At 63.8% G+C, this 14,520-nt stretch carries 15 protein-coding genes; 6 read left to right on the top strand and 9 right to left on the bottom strand.

Annotation, left to right across the window (positions count from 1 at the left end):
* Nucleotides 1-4 precede the first annotated feature (4 nt).
* Nucleotides 5-508, top strand: coding sequence for a DUF1993 domain-containing protein (locus IVB46_RS01355; RefSeq protein WP_028158770.1), 504 nt, complete (start codon nt 5-7; stop codon nt 506-508).
* Here the strand turns inward: IVB46_RS01355 and IVB46_RS01350 are convergent.
* From IVB46_RS01350 to IVB46_RS01325, 6 genes are all read right to left on the bottom strand, one after another.
* On the bottom strand, nt 505-1,005 hold the full coding sequence (locus tag IVB46_RS01350; RefSeq protein WP_071913817.1) for a hypothetical protein: 501 nt from the start codon (nt 1,003-1,005) through the stop codon (nt 505-507). The two genes, IVB46_RS01355 and IVB46_RS01350, sit on opposite strands and share 4 nt — an antisense overlap.
* Nucleotides 1,006-1,173: 168 nt before the next feature.
* A complete protein-coding gene (locus tag IVB46_RS01345) occupies nt 1,174-2,163 on the bottom strand; it encodes a hydroxyacid dehydrogenase (protein WP_247309946.1) in 990 nt (329 codons plus the stop codon).
* Nucleotides 2,164-2,197: 34 nt separating this feature from the next.
* The gene (gene ugpC, locus IVB46_RS01340; protein ID WP_071913821.1) at nt 2,198-3,298 is read right to left on the bottom strand and encodes a sn-glycerol-3-phosphate ABC transporter ATP-binding protein UgpC; all 1,101 of its coding nucleotides are present in this window, start codon (nt 3,296-3,298) and stop codon (nt 2,198-2,200) included.
* Between the two features lie 6 nt (nt 3,299-3,304).
* On the bottom strand, nt 3,305-4,216 hold the full coding sequence (locus IVB46_RS01335; RefSeq protein WP_063983243.1) for a carbohydrate ABC transporter permease: 912 nt from the start codon (nt 4,214-4,216) through the stop codon (nt 3,305-3,307).
* Nucleotides 4,216-5,154, bottom strand: a complete 939-nt coding sequence (locus IVB46_RS01330; RefSeq protein ID WP_085399008.1) for a sugar ABC transporter permease — start codon at nt 5,152-5,154, stop codon at nt 4,216-4,218. The genes IVB46_RS01335 and IVB46_RS01330 overlap by 1 nt, the downstream gene beginning before the upstream one ends.
* A 148-nt stretch (nt 5,155-5,302) precedes the next feature.
* Nucleotides 5,303-6,643 carry an extracellular solute-binding protein gene (locus IVB46_RS01325; protein ID WP_063983245.1) on the bottom strand — a complete coding sequence of 447 codons (1,341 nt, stop codon included), beginning with the start codon at nt 6,641-6,643 and terminating at the stop codon, nt 5,303-5,305.
* A gap of 484 nt (nt 6,644-7,127) precedes the next feature.
* On the opposite strand from IVB46_RS01325, the gene IVB46_RS01320 reads away from it, so the two are divergent.
* Both IVB46_RS01320 and IVB46_RS01315 read left to right on the top strand, forming a co-directional pair.
* The gene (locus IVB46_RS01320) at nt 7,128-7,934 is read left to right on the top strand and encodes a Spy/CpxP family protein refolding chaperone (protein ID WP_247309944.1); all 807 of its coding nucleotides are present in this window, start codon (nt 7,128-7,130) and stop codon (nt 7,932-7,934) included.
* Nucleotides 7,935-8,045: 111 nt separating this feature from the next.
* Nucleotides 8,046-8,423 (top strand): response regulator, encoded by a 378-nt coding sequence (locus tag IVB46_RS01315; RefSeq protein WP_014495213.1) that lies wholly within the window; start codon nt 8,046-8,048, stop codon nt 8,421-8,423.
* Nucleotides 8,424-8,517: 94 nt separating this feature from the next.
* On the opposite strand, the gene IVB46_RS01310 is transcribed toward IVB46_RS01315, so the two are convergent.
* The 3 genes from IVB46_RS01310 to glk form a co-directional block, all read right to left on the bottom strand.
* Nucleotides 8,518-8,673 carry a hypothetical protein gene (locus IVB46_RS01310; RefSeq protein ID WP_247309942.1) on the bottom strand — a complete coding sequence of 52 codons (156 nt, stop codon included), beginning with the start codon at nt 8,671-8,673 and terminating at the stop codon, nt 8,518-8,520.
* A gap of 146 nt (nt 8,674-8,819) precedes the next feature.
* The gene (locus tag IVB46_RS01305; RefSeq protein WP_247309940.1) at nt 8,820-9,023 is read right to left on the bottom strand and encodes a hypothetical protein; all 204 of its coding nucleotides are present in this window, start codon (nt 9,021-9,023) and stop codon (nt 8,820-8,822) included.
* A gap of 139 nt (nt 9,024-9,162) precedes the next feature.
* Complete coding sequence (glk, locus tag IVB46_RS01300; protein ID WP_247309938.1) at nt 9,163-10,149, bottom strand: glucokinase; 987 nt, start codon at nt 10,147-10,149, stop codon at nt 9,163-9,165.
* Between the two features lie 257 nt (nt 10,150-10,406).
* Here glk and pncA point away from each other — a divergent pair, with 257 nt between their 5' ends.
* The 3 genes from pncA (at nt 10,407) to IVB46_RS01285 (ending at nt 14,350) form a co-directional block, all read left to right on the top strand.
* Nucleotides 10,407-11,033 carry a bifunctional nicotinamidase/pyrazinamidase gene (gene pncA / locus IVB46_RS01295; RefSeq protein WP_063986366.1) on the top strand — a complete coding sequence of 209 codons (627 nt, stop codon included), beginning with the start codon at nt 10,407-10,409 and terminating at the stop codon, nt 11,031-11,033.
* Nucleotides 11,034-11,049: 16 nt separating this feature from the next.
* Nucleotides 11,050-12,165 (top strand): alpha/beta fold hydrolase, encoded by a 1,116-nt coding sequence (locus IVB46_RS01290; protein ID WP_247309936.1) that lies wholly within the window; start codon nt 11,050-11,052, stop codon nt 12,163-12,165.
* Nucleotides 12,166-12,316: 151 nt separating this feature from the next.
* Nucleotides 12,317-14,350: an NAD(+) synthase gene (locus tag IVB46_RS01285; protein WP_247309934.1), complete on the top strand. Its 2,034-nt coding sequence runs from the start codon at nt 12,317-12,319 to the stop codon at nt 14,348-14,350.
* The last annotated feature ends 170 nt before the right edge of the window (nt 14,351-14,520 follow it).

Below are 14,520 nucleotides of genomic sequence, written 5' to 3'. Positions count from 1 at the left end.
CTCGATGTATGACGCCTCGGTCGGCGTCTTCGTGCCGTATCTGCGCAACCTGTCGGCGCTGCTGGACAAGGGCGTCGCCTATGCCGAAAGCCGGAAGTTCAATCCGGCCGTCCTGCTCGGCATGCGCATGGCGCCGAATATGTACGATCTGGCGCAGCAGATAGGGGAGGCGTGCCGCCATGCCACGGTCGCGCCAGCCTTGCTGGCCGACCAGGAGCCGGTGGCGTTGCCGGCGCTGGAGCACGACATCGCCGGGCTTCAGGCGCGCATTGCGACGTCAATCGAGTTCATCGAAAGCCTGTCGCGCGCCGAGATCGATAGTGCGGCGGAACGAAATGTCTTCTTCAGGCTGAAAAACGGGACCGAGCTGCCCTTCACCGGGCGGACGCTGCTGCTGACGTTCAGCGTCCCGCAATTCTTCTTTCACGTCACGACGTCCTACGACTTGCTCCGGCATGCCGGGGTCGAGCTCGTGAAGCGGGATTTTCTCGGCCCCCGCGAGCGCTAGGCTTCGCCCTTGCGCTCGTAATCGGCGAGCGAGCTGCGGCCGGCGATCTCGCTGCGCAGCTCCTCGAAGCGCCGATGTGCCTCATCCTCGTGCGCGTCGACGAAATGCACCGCGGCTTCGCTCGTCATCGGGCCGCTGACCACGGGCGCGGACTGCTCGCCGATGGTCTCGTGGACGTAGAACTGGCCGTCATCGCCGCGATGGACCGTCCATTTCAGACGGATCGCCACCATCGGCCCCGGACCGACCTTGCTGTAGCCGTCGGCATCGGTGTGCTCCGGCACCAGCGGCTGCTCCTCGACCACGGGATGCTCGTGCTCGTCGACCATCGCATGCTCGTCGACCACCACATGCTCGTCGGCGATCGGATGCTCATCGGCGACGACCTGCTCACCGTCGACCACCATTTCGGTCTCGGTCTCGCGGACGGGCTCGGGGTGCTCCAAAATGCTGGCGATGGTTGCCAGCGCGTGGTCGGTCGGGTCGATCTCTGACAAGGGTTCATCCTCCAGCTCGACGCGGCCGGCAAGTCTGTCCCACTGCCGCCGCGGCCGGACTTATTACGCGGGTTTGATTAAGGCTGAGTTGGGGCTCGATCTGCACCAAAATGGGACGCATTCTGGCGTTCCGGAGGCGGGCGGATAACCGCCCGCCCGGAGGTCGGCTCAGCCGAGCACGTCCTGGTTGATGATGTTCTGCCGGATGGGATCGCCGTCCAGCACACTCAGGATATTGCGAGCGGTCTGCTCGCTCATGCGGCTCACCGCCTCGACGGTGACGCCGGCGACGTGCGGGGCCATGATGACGTTGGGCAGCGCGAACAGCGCGTTGCTGACCGGCGGCGGCTCCACCTCGAACACGTCGATCCCGGCACCGGCAATCCTGCCGGAGACCAGGGCGTCGTAAAGCGCGGCCTCCTTCACGATGCCGCCGCGTGCGGTGTTGATGAGATAGGATTTCGGCTTCATCCGGCCGATCCGCGCCGCATCGAACAGGCCGACGGTCTCCGGCGTCTTCGGGCAATGGATGGTGACGAAGTCGGCGTTGGGCAGCGCTGCGTCGAGATCGGCAACAGGCTCGCAGCCCGCGGCCTTGATCTCGGCGGCAGGCTTGTAGGGATCGTAGACCTGCACCTTCATTTCCATCGCTTGGCAGCGCTTGGCGGTGCGACTGCCGATGCGGCCGAAGCCGATGATCAGCACGGTCTTGCCGTAGAGGTCGAACGGCAGCATGCCGAGCCGGTTGGCCCATTGGCCATCCTTGACGCAGGCGTGCATCTCATTGGCGCGCTTGGCCAGCGTCAGCATCATGAACAGCGCCTGCTCGGCGACCGAGGGCGAGTTGGCGCTGCCCGCCACCATCAGCGGCACCTTGCGGCGGGAGAGGGCGGGCACGTCGACGGCGTCGTAACCGACGCCGATGCGGGTCACCACCTTCATGTCCTTCGAGGCCTCGAGCTCGGTCTCACCGAAGGCGGTGGCACCCAGCGCCACGCCGTGAACCGGCGCGTGGTTCTTCAGCAAGGCTTCGAAATCCTTGGCCGAGATCAGGTTCGGAAACTCGACGAGCTCGATATCGTCCCGCTGGGTGAGGAGGGCGCGGGCCCCTTGCGACAAAGTTTGTGTAACGAAAATCTTCTTCTTGTTGGTCGCCATCGCTCCCCGCCTGCTTGCGTTTCTTGAGACGGCGTCACAGCACGACGCCGGTGTCTTCGTTTAGCAGGTGCATATTGTTGAGGTCCATCGCCAAACGCATGGGTGCCCCGTCCTTGGCGCCGGCGTTGGGATCGACGCGGCCACAGACGGGCGTGCCGTCGAGCCCGAAATAGACCAGGGTCTCCATCCCCATCGGCTCGGTGACGTCGAGCACGGTGTCGAAGGTCTCGACGCCCGGCCCCAGATGCGCATGGGACTCGGTGAGGTGCTCGGGCCGGAGGCCGAGCAGCAGCTTGTCGGTGCGCGGCAGCGCGTTGTAGCGCGCGGCGCGAGCCTGTGGCAGCGCAAAGGCGATGCGGTCGGTCAAACGGATCTGGAGCGCGCCGCCGACATCCTCCAGCCGGCACGGGATGAAATTCATCGCGGGCGAGCCGATGAAGCCGGCAACGAAGCGCGTCGCCGGCTTGTGGTAGAGTTCGTTGGGCGTGCCGATCTGCTCGATGCGGCCCTTGTTCATCACAACGACGCGGTCAGCCAACGTCATCGCCTCGACCTGGTCGTGGGTGACGTAGACGGTGGTGGTGCGCACCTTCTGGTGCACCTTCTTGATCTCGATCCGCATCTGCACGCGCAGCTTGGCGTCGAGATTGGACAGCGGCTCATCGAACAGGAACACTTTCGGATTGCGCACGATGGCGCGGCCCATCGCGACACGCTGGCGCTGGCCGCCGGAGAGCTGCTTCGGCTTGCGGTCGATCAGGTCGGTGATGTCGAGGAGGCGGGCGGCTTCCGTCACCCGCGCCTTGATCTCGGCCTTGGGAAAGTGCTTCAGGCGCAGCCCGAACGACATGTTCTCCGCGACCGTCATGTGCGGGTAGAGCGCGTAGTTCTGGAACACCATGGCGATATCGCGATCCTTCGGCGGTACGTCATTGACGACGTCGCCGCCGATCATGATGTCGCCGTCGCTGATGTCCTCGAGGCCCGCGATCATGCGCAGCGTCGTCGACTTGCCGCAGCCCGAAGGCCCAACCAGCACGATGAACTCATGGTCGGCGATGTCCAAGTCGATGCCGCGCACGGCTTCGACATCATCGTAACGCTTGACCACCTTCCGCAATGCAACGTCAGCCATGAGACATCAACCCTTTGTCGCGCCGGCGGTCAGGCCGGCGATGTAGTAGTCCATCAGGAAGGCGTAGATGACCAGCGGCGGAGCTGCGCCGAGCAGCGCGCCGGTCATGATCTGGCCCCAGTTGAAGACGTCGCCCTTGATCAGGGTGGTGGTGATGCCGACCGGGAGCACGAGCTGGTCGATGGACGTCGTGAACACCAGGGGATAGAGGAACTGCGCCCAGGACACCGTGAAGGCGAAGATGGTCGCGGCAATCAGGCCCGGCAGCGCGACCGGAATAAAGATCCGCGTCAGGGTCTGAAGCCACGAGGCGCCGTCGATGATCGCGGCCTCGTCGAGCTCCTTCGGGATCGAGGCGAAATAGCCGATCATGATCCAGGTACAGAACGGCACCGTCAGCGTCGGATAGACGAATAGCAGCACGTACCATCGGTTCAGGAGCGTGATGCCGGTGATGTCCTGAACCAGCGCCAGCATCTTGAACAGCGGGATGAAGAGGAGGCTGTCCGGAACCAGGTAGGTCAGGAACACGCCGGTGGCGAGCGTCGTCGAGCCCCAGAACTTCATCCGCGCGAGCGCGAAGGCGGCAGGGATGCTGATCAGCATCGTGACGAGCACAACCACCAGCGACACGATGGTCGAATTCCAGAAGAACCGGAGGAATTGGTTCGACGTCAGTAGTTCGACATAGTTCGCCAGCGTCGGGTGGAACACCCACCACGGATTGGTCGCAGCCGAGATCTCCGCGCTGCTCTTGAGCGAGGTTATCACCATGTAGAGCGGCGGCGTCAGAAAGAAGATCGCAAACAGCACCAGGAAGAAATAGGACCAGCGCAGCGCCCAGGTACGGTCGCGGCTCATGCTGCCATATTTAACCTTGCGCCGGGGGCCGGCCTTGTCGATCGCTATTGTGCTCATCAGGATTCGTTCCCGCGTTTATTGACGTCGCGCAGGATGAAGATCGCTGCGACGGCGAGGATCGGGACCATAAACAGCGAGACGCTGGCGCCGAGCGGAATGTCGTTGCTCTCGATGCCGACCCGGAACGCATAGGTGGCAAAGATCTGGGTCTGGTCGAGAGGCCCGCCTGAGGTCAGGATGCGGACGATGTCGAAATTAGCGAAGGTGACGATCAGCGAGAACAGCGTCGTGATCGCGATGATGTTGCGCATCATCGGCAGCGTCACGTACCACATCTTCTGCCACCAATTGGCGCCGTCGATTGCGGCGGCCTCGTAGAGCTGGTCCGGCACCGATTTCAGCGCCGCCAGGTACATGATCAGGAAGAACGGCGCGCCGTACCAGACGTTGACGAGGATGACGGAAAAGCGCGCCCAGGCGGCATTGCCGAGCCAGTTGATGGGACCGATGCCGAAGAAGGAGAGCGTGTAGTTGAAGGCGCTGTAGGAGGGGTCGAACAGCCACAGCCAGGCGAGCGTGCTCATCGCCGGCGGGATCACCCAGGGCACCAGCAGCATGCCGCGCCATTTGCGCTGGCCCTTGGCCGGTATGTTGTGCACGAAATGCGCGACGATGAAGCCGATCAGCGCCTTGAAGAACACGGCGGTGATCGCGAAGATGCAGGACTGCTCCACCACCATCCAGAACGTCTCGCGCTTGAACAGGAAGGTGAAGTTGCCGAAGCCGACGAATTTTTGCATCGACTTGTTCAGCGTCGCGAGGTGGATCGAGAACAGGGCAGGGTAAAGCACGAACAGCGCGATCAGCAGGATCAGCGGCAGCGTCAGGAAGAACGCCACGGTCGATTTCCGCTTCAACGCATTGTGCAGGCCCGTCCGTTTGCGCGCGCTCGCCGTGCGGGCGACGCGACCGTCCTCAACGACGACATCGGCCATGTCAGTGTCCTTGGGTCAAGCTTCCTTGCGGAATGTCCAACGGCGGAGCCGGCACCCGCGTGTCGGCTCGATCTGCTCATTCCATCGAACGGTGGGGTGCCCTGGCGGCTCACGCGGGGATGCGTGAACCGCCGTGGCACACCCCGGCTTAGGTTCGCATGAAGCCTTCACACTCGCCTTCGCCCCAGGCGAGTGCGGTCTCCAACTTTTCGCCCTGCGCAAAGCGCAGCGCCATCTTGGTCAGCGTGGCCTGCGCGTAGATCTGCTGGGCGATCTTCGGCGGCGCCGGAGAGGCCGCAATCGACAGTGTCTGATGATTGTAGGGATTCGGATAGTGATAGAGCGTGCCCTTCGGCGGGCCTACCTCGGCCCAGGTCTTCAGCGTCGTCATCTTTGCATAGGCCGGCAAATCGTAGCCGCCGCTCGCCGCGACGAACTTTTCGATCGATGATGGCTGTGACAGAAAAGCCAGAAGGCTCTTGGCCGATGCCTTGTTCTTGGAGAAATTCCAGAGACCCCAGAAATAGGGCAGGAACGGCGCATACCGGCCTTTAGGACCGGAGGGGAAGCCGTGCGTCCAGCATTGCTCGGCGACCTGCGGCGCGTCGCGCCTGGCGACCGCCCAGGCGCTCGGCGGATTCATGATGAGGGCGCCGCGGCCGGAGATCAGCCATTTGTTGTTCGAGGCGTCGTCCCAGGACGGAGCGTCCGGCGGCAGGAAGGCGATCAGCTTCTTGTAATATTCGAGCGCCTGGCGAACCTCATCGGTCTTCACCGTGACATCGCCCTTGGCGTTGACGAGTTCGGCGCCGAACGACTGGAAGATGGCGCCCGCGGTATCGACGCTGTCGGTGGTCTCGCCGAGACCGATTCCGAATGGGAAACCTGCCTTCTGGCACGCTTCCGCCGCCTTCAGGAATGTATCCATATTCCAGCTATCGGCCTTGGGCGGCGCGCCGACGGGGTACAGTTCCTGGACGTCGATCCCCGCATGCTTCTTCATGAGGTCGATGCGCGAGCAGGGCCCCTTGATCTGGCTCCCCGGGGTTGCCGGGACCGCAAGCCATTTGCCGTTGGCCTTGCCGAGATATTTGACCGTGTCGTTGACCTCACCGTTCTGCTTGATCGCCTCCTCGACAACGTCGTTCACCGGTTCAAACTGCTCGGCATACGCATGCGGCCACCAGGTGTACATCTGAAGAATGTCGTGACCGGATTTGGCCTGCGCTTCGGCCGCGACCGTCAACTCGATCTTCTTGTTGTTGCTGGTGATGTAATCGATGGAAACTTCGACCTTCTCCTTTTCAGCCCATTCCTTGACCATGGCGGTGGAGGCGTCGTTGGCACCGGGCACCCAGTGGTCCCAGAAGCCGATCGAGAGTTTGCCGGCGGCGTAAGCGCCGCGGACATAGGGCGCTGTGATCAGCGCGGCGGAGGACATTGCAGTGGCGGCTACAAATTGACGTCGCGTCAGTGTCTTGCGTGACATCTCGTTTCCTCACCTGGATGTTTTATTGTTTTCGCGTTTCCTCTGGCATTCCGAGTTTTGTTTTTGATTTTTGTTCGCGTTTCTTGGTGCTACCGCCTCGCCGTGAAATCGCGCGAAGCGCAGCAAATTGGTAGCGCGATCAGATCATGATTGATCCCGTCTGTCGAGGAAGCCGAACGACTCGCCGTCTAGAACTAACGTTGCGTCCGGGAACGCGGCGGCGCCGTCTCGCGAAGCACACCCGGAGGTGAACCTCGGAGGCGCATTTTGCGACGCACACTTCGGGTCAAGGACCACAGGACATCTCGTGCGCAATTACGCCGCAGTTTCGAATAAGCCTCCATAACCGCTTCGCGCCAAACAGTTTTCGGGCGTGGACAGCAATTGGCTGCGGCTGGACCGCGAAGCGGCGAAAACGATAGAGTTGCAACCGGCGGGTGGCCCCCACCCGGACAGGACAATCGGATCGACGATGGAGACCAGAATGATCAACCCGGCGCCGCCTGCGCGGCTTCACCTGCGGCGATGGTTCGCGCTGGGCTCCGTGCTCGCGGTGCTGCTGGGCGCCGCCGCCGTTGCGCAGGCGCAAGGCCTGGTCAAGGGCGTTCAGGATGGAGCCGCGGCCGGCAACAAGGCGGCCGGACCCGTTGGCGGCGTGCTGGGCGGTGCGATCGGCGGCGTGGTCGGTGTCTTCACCGGCGTGCTCGGCGTCAACAACAACCAGCCGGCTCCGGCTGCCAAGGACGCGAGCAAGGATGCCAGCAAGGACGCGAGCAAGGATTCCAAGCAGCAGGGTGCCGGCAAGGACAAGGGCGCCAAGGAGACCGCCAAGGCGGGCAAGGGCGCCAAGGCGAGCAAGGAAGCCAGGAATGCGCCGCAGGACAACAAGGACAATAAGGACGTCACCGTCCTCACCCAGCCCGGCGCGCCGCAACAGTCCGCCGAGCAGATCGTCGCCAACAGCGATTCCTATATCGAGCGGATCAAGACCGAGTTGAACCTGACGCCCGATCAGGAGAAGCACTGGTTCGGCTTCTCGAGCGCAATGCACTATCTGGGGCATAATGGCGCGGAGCGGCTCAACCTGCGGATCGCTCGCGCCAAGCGGGATCCGCCTGACGACATCATCGAGCAGATGCGCAACGAATCGCAATTCCTGATCGACCGCGCCGCCGACCAGCGCAACGTCGCCGATGCCGCCGAGCCGCTTTATTCGAGCCTCGACGACAAGCAGAAGCAGGTCTTCATCCAGGAGATGGTGCGCCTCAGCCACGAGCGCGGGCTGGATTGATCAAGTTGAATCCGATCGCGGGCGTCTGAATTAACGGAGCCCGCCACGAATTCGTGAATCCTCTCCGCATTTCGGGTATGGTTAGCTTCGTAAGCTGACTGCGGGGTTGATATGGCGGACGGACTCTCCGTTTTCCTGGTCGAAGACGAGGCGTTGATCCGGATGATGATCGCCGACATGGTGGAGGAACTCGGCCACCATGTCGTCGCGGAAGCGGACAATGTCCGGGACGCGAGCGCCTTTGCGATGACCGCGCAATACGATTTCGCCATCCTCGACATCAACCTGAAGGGCCTCTACGTCGATCCGGTCGCCGACCTGATCGAGCGCCGCGGCAAGCCGTTTTTGTTCGCCACCGGCTACGGGCCGGAGCTGCTGCCGTCCTTGCTCCGGCGGCGGCCTATCCTGCGCAAGCCGATTTCCCTCGACCAGCTCAAGGTGATGATCGATTCGCTGTTTCCGGACGCGGTCGCCAAAACTCCTCACTGAGAAGGCTCCTCACTGAGAAGCGCCGTACTGAGATCGCCAACGAAAATGGCCGCCCGTGAGGGGCGGCCATTTGGCGAAAGAATGTGTCGTCGTCTCAGATCAGGCCGGCGCTGAGGTCGATGCCGCGCGCCATCACGCCGAACGAGGCGACCGGGCCCATGCAGCAGAACAGCAAGATGATCTTGAACGAAGAATCGGCAAAACGGGTTTCGACGGCGGCCGGGATCGCGGCAAGCGAAATCATGCTCATGTTCATTCCCCCCTTTGTTGACCCCTGAATTGCATCAGGTAGGGGAAGCTCTTAGAGCAAAAAGTTTGACGCGAGCTTGCGAGGGATCGTTAACGGAATCGCAATCGCTCGCGTGTTTGCGCGAGCAGCGAGCGGTCCCGCAAGTCTCAGTTGCGGCCGTTCTTCAGCACGGTGGCGATGGTATGGGCCGTCATGGCGGCGCGATCAGAGGCGCGCTGCGCGGCCAGCCGGTCGCGGGCCTTTTCCTCGATCAGGAGCTCGATCAGGGCCAGCCGCTTGTTATCGTCGTCCGCCTCGGTCAGCAGGCGGTGATAGCGGTGATAGTCGAAACCGAAGTCCTGCTTACGCATGTCACGCCCCCGCAACTACGGGAATTGTTTCCCATCGGACACAGTCGGGCAAGCACGATCCTGCGTGGAACCGCGCCTTGGCTGCAATCAGCTGTGTATAGTTAACGGACTGGACGGCGTCGGAGCCGATCGCGGCTCATCAATCCGGATTGTGGTCGGCGAACATCTTCAGGCCGACGAAGCTCGCGTCGGGTTTCGTCACCAGCCTGGTCGGGATATTGCGCAAATAGTCCTGGAAGCGTCCCTTGGCTTCGAAGCGCGCCCGGAACGCGGAAGCGGCAAGGAACTCCGGAAAGCGCGGCACGATCCCGCCGGCGATGTAGACGCCGCCGCGGGCGCCGAAGGTCACCGCGAGATTGCCCGTGACTGAGCCGAGGATGGCGCAAAACATCTCCAGCGTCGCGCGGCTCAGTTCGCAACTGCCCTCCAGGGCGGCCTTGGTGATGGCGGCGGCGTCGCGGTGCGGCACCTGGGCGCCGTCGACCTCCGCCAGCGCCTCGTAGAGGTTTTGCAGGCCGGAGCCCGAAAGCGCGCCGCGCTCGATGGAGACATGACCGAGACGTCGGCGCATGGCCGCGAGCACGCGCTCCTCGCGCTCGGTCTCCGCCGGCAAAGTCGCGTGGCCTGCCTCGGTGACGACCGCCAGCCGGGCGCCGTGGCGTTCGACCAGACAGGAGACGCCAAAGCCGGTTCCAGGCCCAACCACCAGCAGCGGCTCTCCCGGGAGGCCGTCCTGGCCCCCGAGCGGGATCAAATCGGCAGGCTTCAGGGCGGGCAGGGACCAGGCCACGACCTCGAAATCATTGAGCACATGCACGCTCTCGAAGCCGAGGGTCGGCTGGAGCTCGTTGCCGTCGATGACCCACGGACTGTTGGTCATGACGCAGCGGTTGTTGGTCACGGGACCCGCGACGGCCAGCACGGCTCGTTTGGGCTGTTTGCCACCGGACCGGCGCGCAAGGACGTCGGCGATGGCTTCCCGGACGGTCGGGAAGTCAGCGACCTTCACATAGTCGATGGGACCGGCCTGGTCGCCGCTGTCCGATGCGCTTTCGCTCAGCGCGAAGCGCGCATTGGTGCCGCCGATATCGGCGAGAAGAATCTGTCCTGTCTTGCCGATACTCATGACCTTGTGGCTGCCGCGCCGTGCAGGCTCGCGGGAACCGTTCCCTCCGCTCCATCCGATCCGCAATTTGCGAACGTCTCTAGAATCCGTCCTTGGGTGAGCCTAGTCAACTCGGACAACGCCAAACCGTTGCATCCCAGGTGCGACGGGCGCGATATCGCCGCATGTGTCGATGGTTGCGAAGCCGCGCGGGAAGATCGACATTGGACGGATCGTTCGGCGCCCGTCGCGCCTGACGGCTGGAACGGGACCTTGCGATGCAGATTTCCGACCGCGACGTGCTGCTGGTGATCGACGTACAGAACGACTTTTGCAGCGGCGGAGCGCTCGCCGTTCCCGGCGGCGAGAAGGTTGTCCCGGCGATCAACCGAATTGCCGCAAAATTCACCAATGTGGTGCTGACCCAGGACTGGCATCCGGGCGATCACGTCTCGTTCGCACCGAACCATGCGGGCAAGCAGCCGTTCCAGACCATCGAGCTCGACTACGGCACCCAGGTGCTGTGGCCGACGCACTGCGTGCAAGGCACGGTGGGCGCTGAATTCCATGGGGAGCTCGAAATTACCAGGGCAAACCTCGTGGTGCGCAAAGGCTTTCGTCGCGGCATCGATTCCTATTCGGCGCTGTTCGAGAACGACCACCGGACGCCGACGGGCCTGCTCGGCTATTTGCGCGAGCGCGAGCTGAAGACCGTCTTCGTCGCCGGCCTGGCACTGGATTTCTGTGTTCGCTTCTCGGCGGAAGATGCCCGCAAGGCGGGGTTCGAGGTCGCCGTCATCGAGGATGCATGCCGCGGCATCGATCTCGACGGCTCGGTGGCCGCGACCCATCGGAGTTTTCGCGAGCGCGGTATTTCGATCGTCAGCCTGGAGGCCCTGCTGTGAGGACCTTGAGATAGTCATGGTGGAGAAGGGCGGCAAACCGCTGGGTGGATCGGATCGTCCTCCGAATGATCCGCTGCTATGGCCATTTGCGGCGGCGCGGCTCGCGATGGACGCCTGCTTCTGGTGGCTGGAGCGCGATCCGCCGGAACAAGACGCGAGCAATCTGCCGTGGACGACACCCAACACGGTCGCCTTGGAGCTTGCGACCATGCGCCTGCGCGATTGCACGCGGACGCAATCCGGCCAGCCGGCACTGGTCTGCGCGCCCTATGCGCTGCATCGGGCCCTGATCGCCGACTTCGCACCGGGCCACAGCGTGGTGCAGTCCCTGCAGAATGGCGGCATCGATCGGGTGTACCTCACCGACTGGCGCTCGGCCTCGCCGGACATGCGCTATCTCTCGATCGACAGCTATCTCGGCGATCTCAACGTCGCCGTTGACGAAATCGGCGCGCCGGTCGATCTCGTCGGCCTGTGCCAGGGCGGCTGGCTGTCGCTGCTCTATGCGGCGCGCTTTCCCGCCAAGGTGCGGCGGCTGGTGCTGGTGGGGGCGCCCGTCGATCTCTCGATCGATTCCGCGCTGTCCCGGCTCGCCCGCAATGCGCCTGAGGCGCTCTACGACCAGCTCGTGGCGCGCGGCGGCGGCAATGTCAGTGGCGACGAAATGCTGCGCTTCTGGACGAAGGCGCCGAGCCGCGACGACATTGCGGCGGCATTGCAGAGGGATCTCTCGGACGAGGAGGGCGCGGCACTGCTCGCGCGTTTCGATCGCTGGAATACCGAGACGCTCAACCTGCCCGGCACCTATTATCTGGAGATCGTCAACCGAATCTTCCGGGAGAATCGGATTGCCGGCGGCAACTTCACGGCGCTCGGCCGCGAGGTTGATCTGAGGGACGTCAAGGCGCCGGTCTTCCTGCTCGCCGGGCTCGATGACGACGTCGTGCCGGCCAGACAGGCGCTTGCGACCGCCGGTCTGCTAGGAACGCCGCCGGCCTTCATTGCCGCGGCCTCCGAGCCCAGCAATCATCTCGGCCTGTTCATGGGGGCGCGCACCCACGCCCATGCCTGGCCCCGAATCGCCGAGTGGCTGCGCAACGACCTCTCCGGAGTGCTGGCCCGCAGCGCCTGACCTTGTCAGGTGCCTTGGCCCGGCCGGGCCGGCGAACACGCAAATCCGTTATGCATGACGGCGGATGGCCTGCACGGGGCCCGGTCGATGGGTTACATATCATGGGGAACTGGCGGCTGCGGCCGCGACAAGATTAAGGGTACCGCGCTCGATGAGCTTCCACTCGATCTACGCCCACGGATTTGCGCGCGTGGCGGCCTGCGTCACCACCTCCCATGTGGCCGATCCCACGGCCAATGCGAAGGCGATCCTGGCGGCGGCAGGCGCTTGCCATGAACAGTCGGTGGCGGTTGCCGTGTTTCCGGAGCTGTGCCTGTCCGGCTACGCGATCGAGGATCTCGTCAAGCAGGACCCGCTGCTCGATGCGGTCGAGCGCGGGCTCGCCTCAATCGTCGAGGCCTCCTCGGCGCTGATGACCGTCCTGATCGTCGGCGCGCCGCTGCGCTTCGGTCATCGCATCTACAATTGCGCCGTCGTCATTCATCGCGGCAACGTCCTTGGTGTCGTGCCCAAGTCTTATCTGCCGACCTATCGCGAATTCTACGAGGGACGGCATTTCGCCTCCGGCGCCGGCGTGGCCGGAGAGACGATCGCGTTTGGCGGGCTGCACGCACCGTTCGGCGTTGACCTCCTGTTCGCGGCCGAGGATGTTCCAGGCCTGATCATCGGCGTCGAGATCTGCGAGGACATGTGGATTCCGGTGACGCCGGCTTCCGAACTCGCGCTTGCCGGCGCCAGCGTGCTGATCAATCTATCCGGCAGCCCGATCACGATCGGCCGGGCGCGCTCGCGCGCACTGCTGTGCCAATCGACGTCGGCGCGTTGTCTTGCGGCCTACGTCTATTCCGCCGCCGGGGCAGGGGAATCGACCACGGACCTCGCCTGGGACGGCCAGACCTCGATCTATGAGAACGGCGTGCTGCTGGCCGAGGGCGAGCGGTTCCGCCAGGACGGCCAGATCACGCTGGCCGACGTCGATCTCGATCTGCTCAGGCAGGAACGCGCGCTGATGGGCACGTTCGACGATAATCGCCGGCAACGCGAAGCCTTTTTCCGGAGGATCACCTTCGCTCTGAAGCCGCCGGCCACCGACATCGGCTTCCTGCGCAAGATCGAGCGCTTCCCGTTCGTGCCGAGCGACGAAGCCCTGCTCGAGCAGGATTGCTACGAGGCCTACAACATCCAGGTCGCCGGCCTCGTGCAGCGCATGCGCGCGACCGGAACCAAGCGCGTGGTGATCGGCGTCTCGGGCGGGCTCGATTCCACCCACGCCCTGATCGTCGCCGCCAAGGCGGTCGACCTGCTCGGACTGCCACGCAGCAACATCCTGGCCTACACGATGCCGGGCTTTGCCACCGGCAGCGAGAGCAAGACCAATGCACTGGCGCTGATGAAGGCGTTGCAGACGGAGTGCCAGGAGCTCGACATCCGTCCCACGGCGACGCAAATGCTGAAGGACATCGGCCATCCCTTCGGCAAAGGCGAGAAGGTCTACGACATCACCTTCGAGAACGTGCAGGCGGGCCTGCGGACCGACTATCTGTTCCGGCTCGCCAACCATCATGGCGGCATCGTCATCGGAACCGGCGATCTCTCGGAGCTCGCGCTCGGCTGGTGCACCTACGGCGTCGGCGACCAGATGGCGCATTATAATGTCAACGCCGGGGTGCCGAAGACGCTGATCCAGCACCTGATCCGCTGGGTGATCGCCTCAAAACAGTTCAGCGACGACGTCAACCGGACGCTTACGTCGATCCTGTCGGCCGAAATCTCGCCCGAGCTGGTTCCGGTCAAGCCCGGCGAGAAGCCGCAGAGCACGGAAGCTTCCGTCGGGCCCTACGAGCTGCAGGATTTCAACCTGTTCTACACGCTGCGGTTCGGCATGCGGCCCTCCAAGATCGCCTTCATGGCGCAGCACGCCTGGAATGATGTCGCCAAGGGCGAATGGCCGCCGGCGTTCCCGACCGACAAGCGCAGGGCCTATGATCTGCCGGAGATCCGGCGCTGGCTGGAAGTGTTCCTGCGCCGCTTCTTCGCCTTCAGCCAGTTCAAGCGCTCGGCGATGCCGAACGGGCCGAAGGTTTCGGCCGGCGGCTCGTTGTCGCCGCGCGGCGACTGGCGCGCGCCGTCGGATTCAAGCGCGGCGGCATGGCTTGAGGATCTCGAGCGGAACGTTCCGAAGTGATTAGGCAAGACTGATCGGGCAGGGCGCCTCAAAACGACTTCGCGCCGCGCGGCTCATACAGCCGGCGGCGCGAAATTGCGTTCAATCTAGAAAGTTCCGAGGTCCGGAGTGCCTAGGAGTCCGGACCTCGTCACCTTGCCCCAGCCTTTGATCCCCCCGCCCCATGCGGT

Source organism: Bradyrhizobium sp. 61, assembly GCF_023073075.1.
GTDB classification, from domain to species: Bacteria; Pseudomonadota; Alphaproteobacteria; order Rhizobiales; family Xanthobacteraceae; genus Bradyrhizobium; species Bradyrhizobium barranii.
This window is presented reverse-complemented; position numbering and strand designations above follow the sequence as displayed.